Origin of the sequence: Endozoicomonas sp. ONNA1 (assembly GCF_024606325.1) — a bacterium.
Taxonomy (GTDB): Bacteria; Pseudomonadota; Gammaproteobacteria; order Pseudomonadales; family Endozoicomonadaceae; genus Endozoicomonas_A.
The window spans coordinates 1-5,405 of record NZ_JAHHPN010000099.1; the positions used below are offsets into that span (position 1 = coordinate 1).

At 42.2% G+C, this 5,405-nt stretch carries 4 protein-coding genes and 2 pseudogenes; 4 read left to right on the forward strand and 2 right to left on the reverse strand.

Features of this window, described 5'->3' with window-relative positions:
- Positions 1-235 precede the first annotated feature (235 nt).
- On the reverse strand, positions 236-1,126 hold the full coding sequence (locus KDK19_RS02230; protein ID WP_257252628.1) for a hypothetical protein: 891 nt from the start codon (positions 1,124-1,126) through the stop codon (positions 236-238).
- A gap of 1,800 nt (positions 1,127-2,926) precedes the next feature.
- On the opposite strand from KDK19_RS02230, the pseudogene tnpA reads away from it, so the two are divergent.
- From tnpA to KDK19_RS24255, 4 genes and pseudogenes are all read left to right on the forward strand, one after another.
- Positions 2,927-3,335: pseudogene (gene tnpA, locus KDK19_RS02235) on the forward strand (IS200/IS605 family transposase).
- A 101-nt stretch (positions 3,336-3,436) separates the two neighbouring features.
- Complete coding sequence (locus tag KDK19_RS02240; RefSeq protein WP_257291261.1) at positions 3,437-4,246, forward strand: hypothetical protein; 810 nt, start codon at positions 3,437-3,439, stop codon at positions 4,244-4,246.
- A gap of 105 nt (positions 4,247-4,351) precedes the next feature.
- Positions 4,352-4,486: pseudogene (locus KDK19_RS24250) on the forward strand (hypothetical protein); the annotation flags it as partial.
- Entirely contained in the window at positions 4,441-4,605 is a 165-nt protein-coding gene (locus KDK19_RS24255; protein ID WP_368736429.1) for a hypothetical protein, read from the forward strand. The pseudogene KDK19_RS24250 and the gene KDK19_RS24255, both read left to right, overlap by 46 nt.
- Before the next feature lie 139 nt (positions 4,606-4,744).
- On the opposite strand, the gene KDK19_RS02245 is transcribed toward KDK19_RS24255, so the two are convergent.
- On the reverse strand, positions 4,745-5,257 hold the full coding sequence (locus tag KDK19_RS02245) for a lipocalin family protein (RefSeq protein WP_257282050.1): 513 nt from the start codon (positions 5,255-5,257) through the stop codon (positions 4,745-4,747).
- Positions 5,258-5,405: the final 148 nt, after the last annotated feature.

Here is a 5,405-nt window from a genome sequence, read left to right on the forward strand (position 1 = left end):
CACGCTATCTGGCTGAAGTCCTTGCTGGGCAGGCACTTTCATGATTTTGCCGTGCAACCATTCATGACCATGTCGATAGGACGTGGGTTTTCACGATGCACTAAAAAAATACCAGTTCTTCCCGGTGCTTCGCACATCCACCGACTTAGCCGGAGTTTTTAAATCTTTTGTAAATGAAGTTAAAATGATATTTAGGAAGTGATTCTAGAGATTCGTTATGTTCCTTGAGATTCAATTATCGATGGTAAAAAAGAGACATGAGCCAAGGATATGCTCGTCTCAGACAGTTTGTCGGTACTCCTTTTGAAGTTTGGAGCGAACTATGTTGCGTATCATCAATATTCTGATCATCATCGGGATCGATTGCGTTTGCTTGTACAATTATATCTTGATCAGAATTTAATATCTGACTTTGACCTTGCTGTGTTGCCAGAATAATAACTTGGGGGTATAGAACTGTAGTCCTGTGTGACTGTAATATTGAGCGATGATAAGCAAGGGCATTTCTACAAATCGTATTAGTTACAGAGGCACCTACGGAACCAACTATTAAAGGTCGTTGCAATGAAGAAGGGCATAGATTTACAAAAAACATCATGTGTGCGAGAGCCGCTGAACCTGCACCTTGTAGTAACGGACTCAACGGGCCACTTATTCCTCTATATCTGCAATATGCTATCATTCCGGCAAAACAGGCACCGGCTGAAAAGATAGTGACTCCATTTGGATAGCGTATCATCAGTCTTCTTATTAGTCGCGGTATCCATTCACTTGGATAAAGGTTAGCAATCCAATTCATGCCACCAGGGAGAAGCGCCCCTGCATTACGCTGCTGCTCAAGTTGTTGCGAAAGTAACTGAAGTATTTCTTCATCTTCGGCATGCAGATAAAATGTTCGTTCCCCAACTCTGATCCAGCGCTGTTGCCAGTTGTATGGGGCTCGACCATTACCGTTGCATGCTCCTCCTGATGGTGGGGGCGTTGGTGGGGGGGGAACCATATCTGTACCCGCCATACAGATGGGGCATACATCTAAAAATGTGAAAGTTAGAGTAACTAGTATTCTAAAGTAATAGGGTAATATTTTGGCTTCATAAATAAACGACATATAGGCACCGAAAGCCATACAAAAACCTTATCCAGTCTATATGTGATCAGCTAAATATGACAAAAAAATCTGGAGACTGTGAACTTTCCCTATTGTGTTGGACACTCAAATTCCAACCGAAACGTGAGCTATATGCTTGCTTACAGTACTGGGAAAAAACTCGTCACTACATCAACGAATTTAAAAAAATATCTGCTGTTCGAATGTTTAAACCCAAAAAAAGGGTGAATGATGTCGCTTAAGCTTTCGACATTCATCCCTATCGTTTGGCTTTGCAAGGAGTATTTTGCAGGACTGCACGTGGCTGATAAGCACAAAGTCAGGACAACTCCAGCTGATGTGTATGCCGATCAAGGTCTTTACTGATAAAAATCAGGATTTTGTCGTCTTCCTATCGAAGTGTTTTGATCCGTCAGAGATACGTTGGGCAGGCCTTTTTACCCTTCTCAGAAGAGAGTTTGATAATCTGATCTTTTAAGATGAAATCTTCTGTTGCTCTTCGGGCGGGTGCTAAGGACTTCATCAAGAGTAGAAGACTTCATCCTGCCAACAAAATGTGCACCCTGACAGGTCATCTCGTAGTTCCAGACATAGTCGTCAGAGGTTCGACCAGATCGTGAACAGAGACTCGCCGCAAGTTGAGCGAACATCATGACAACAAGTTGGTCCGGCAAGATAGCGTTCTGGTTCTGGAGTCGCCATTATGACGATCGACGGCTCTCTGGAACGGGTGAGGGGAAATTACCCTGAGCAACTATTGGAAAAGCTGTTATGATACTTCATGCCTGTTCTTCTTGGTTTCTGAAATATCCGTCTTGACAACTGCTGTTTTACTGCTGACCAACAGAGGCAGGCGTCTCACCACTTTGCTTGTTTTTTAACCAGACGGCAGTTATGTGCATTCGGTCAATACGTGCTTTCACTCTGTTCTCAGTATTGTCAATGATTTGCATTTCAGGGGAGGCTGACATTCATGAGATTTATATGAAGTATGGTTATAAAAATGTTCATATATTATACATTGTGCAATTTCCTTTCGTGAATGGTCTCATTGAGTACTTAAACCGAATCTCCCACGAGCTTTTGATCCCAATGCTAGACTTTGTAGATTCAAGTCAAACTGACCTCCGGGACTTGGATGACTTAACCTTTTTAGAGTCCGAACTTGCAACCACCAGCAAAATTCATGCTGAGACACTTAGATGGCTCAATGAATGGTTGTTTAATTATTAGTCTTTTATTCAGGATGTATAACCTGTCTTCCCGGGGACCGTGTACCTCCGTAAACGCTAAACCCACAATACCTACTTCGCAATACTTAAGCGGAATATTTTAAAGATTCCGACTTGATATTCAGTAGCGATAGGTGTTCCGTGTTCGCGTCTTTCTCTAACACTGATCTGCTCACTAGCTGCAGGGACCGTTGGTGTGACATGACAAGCCTACCTGGAGGACAGTGGTGCTGGTATGGATTTGCGCAGGGGGGGCGGGTAACTGGCATTCTTGTTGTGGACGCTAGCTCTGCCATGCTAATTCGAGTTGAGCTCCCTCCACCTTCGGCGACTGAAGCAGACGCTGTGTTGTGATGCAGCACACAATAGTCAAGCAATACTGGCTTGTGCTCATAATATTGCTACTCTGGAGCATTCATAAAGTTAATTATTCATAAGGTGAACCTACGGCTATGCAGTGGAGGCTGGCATAGGTTATACCGAGGCTTCGGTAGCTGACATCGAGGGTTTTGCTAAGAACCAAGAGGTTTAATTTATGGCAGATTACAAAAGTCTGGCTCATACTTGATGGGGTTGTAAGTATCACATTGCCTTTGTTGCCAAAAAGCGGCAAAAGTCGTTTATGGAAGTTTGAAAAATTTTCCAGTTCCCGGGAACATTTTTTTCATGAGCTTGCCAAACGCAAAAGGAGTGAAATTGTGGGAGGGTATTTGATGCGAGATCACGTTCATATTTGCGTTCGCATTCCGCCGGAGTATTCTGTTTCCCGTATTGTTAGTTATGTGAAGGGTAGTTGTGTAATAGCTATTGCGAGACACTTCAAAGGTAAGCAGAGGGCTTTTTCCGGGGAGTACTTCTGGGTACAAGGGTATTTTGTTAGCATAGTAGAGCCTGACCAAAATGTGGCTCGAGAATTCAGCAGAAATCAGGAGAAAAATGATGAAACACGGGCTCAGCTAAAACTTGGTTTTGACTCGCGCCCCGGGGTGCAATAAAAGCCCTTACCCTTTGAGGGCGTCACCGAATAAGCCTCCGGCTTTGCCGGAGGTCAGCTAACTTACATGGAGGTATAAAAGACAAGAGATAGGCGAATCGAATGAAAGAAAAACTAATGTGTTTGTTTTTAATGTTCTGTTCCGTAACTGCCATTGGTGCTGGTTTTGAAAGGAAGTGGTTTTGGACTTATAGGGGAGCAGCAGAGACAGGTGATCACATAGTTGTTACTTTTAACTTGGAAACTAATAACGTTACAATAAATGGAGAAAGTATTTTCTCATCACCTCCTGACTTAGCACAAATTGAAAATCCATTTTTGTTTTTGTTTGCTATGAATTGGGGTGTTATATTTCACTTGTCCCAACTGTTGGCTAGTAATAAAATTGGATCAGTTATTCCCTTTTATATCAATGTTAATGATCCTATATTCAAGCATGTTGCTGAAGGGGAAGATGGCAAAAGTTTGTTTTATTTTGATAAAAAAGCTGATATTACGTTAAAGTCTGGGATTAGATATAAGAAAATAGGATTTAAATCAAAGAATGGTTCTATGATTTGTATTTATATGGAAGAAATCAATGGTTCTGAATATACAATCAGAGCTGTCTTCATGACATCTGATAAAAAATATAAACATAGCTATAGAGATTTTAACTTTAAAAAAGATTTTGGTGATGGAGGTAGTGGTGGGGCAGGTCTGGTTTCAAATATGTTAACTTACGATTCTGAGATTTACTATAAACAACGAATGAAAAATAACTATTTAGACAAAAGTTTAGCTGATCCTTTTAATAACTATTTAGATAAAAAATTAGCTGACCCTTTTAATAAATCTTTAGAGTATAACAATATGCTTGTTAAAATAATGATTTCGTGTTCGTTATATTGGTTGTCAAGCGTTGGACGTTGATATTAAATCATCACAACATGAGAGTGCCTTTAATCGGTCCGCTTTTGGAGGCGGCCTCGGTGGTATTCCCGAAGAAAATAAACAGTATGACGTTGTGGTGGTGAACTCCATGTTCTTGGCGAAGAAGCCGGCGAAAAACTGGATATTGTTCCGGCACGAAGAGGCAGGGTTATTGAACTTCGTCCGAAGTACGGCTGCCTCTATACCGATACGGCCAGGTATCCATCCTTAAACGGTTGAATGTCGACATCAGTCGTGCGACACTGGCCAACTGGATGATATGGACGGTGCAGCTGCTAACGCAGCTCCCTTTGCATCGAAATATCTTGCCATTCGGCTTGGATCGTCCAGTCTGTTGAACATGGAGAGATAATCCATTGTCGTTGAATTCCGGGCGCTGGGTGAGGGTTGGCTGAGATACGTGGTTACATTTCCAGCCGAGAAATTGAGAAAGTTGTAAGGAGCATTCGCAAGCCCTTGCAATGCAGTTTCTGACTGTCACTGTTTGACCCAGATTAACTGGTCAGTGTCAAATCCAAGCTTATCGGATTGTTGGATAAACCGTTCTTTTAACTCCTGGCTTATTTCAGGGGTTCGGGACAGAAACCATAGATAACCCCTATTAAAACCGCTAACAAAGGCGTACTGGTAACCCTTCTGGTCCAGTTCGAAGATAACATAAGAGCCATAAAAGGGGCCAAAGAAAGAGACTTTTAAATAGCCCTCACCACTTTGTCGAGCGAACTTTGCTGTGCCTCTTGCCCGACGGTATTCATCGTCTTTTTCAGAGTAGCCAGAGTTGGTCACTTTTACGGTACCGTCCAGTTGTAAGGTGTACTCAGCAGTGACCTGACTCAGGCCTCGCTCGAAGGAGTGATCCAGTCGGGCAATTTCGTACCACTTGCCCATATACCTTTCAATGTCAAAAGGTGTTACTGGTTTTACGTGTTCAGGAATTCCTGTGCAGCCTGAGACCAGTGCAAGCAGGGCCAGACAGGTAAAGAGTTTCATAAATAATCACCCTTTTTTTTATTCAAGGTAGATGTACGGGAATTTTAAGGGATAGGATGCAATTAAACATCTATTGTCGTGAAGGTGGCGTTTTACCGCTACTAAAAATCTAACATAATCTGTAATTATGTAGACTTATCTACGCCGT

What these genes read in the sequence shown, in the direction of transcription:
- KDK19_RS02230 (WP_257252628.1), bottom strand. Translation starts at nt 1,126, where the DNA reads ATGGCTTTCGGTGCCTATATGTCGTTTATTTATGAAGCCAAAATATTA.
- KDK19_RS02240 (WP_257291261.1), top strand. Translation starts at nt 3,437, where the DNA reads ATGAAAGAAAAACTAATGTGTTTGTTTTTAATGTTCTGTTCCGTAACT.
- KDK19_RS02245 (WP_257282050.1), bottom strand. Translation starts at nt 5,257, where the DNA reads ATGAAACTCTTTACCTGTCTGGCCCTGCTTGCACTGGTCTCAGGCTGC.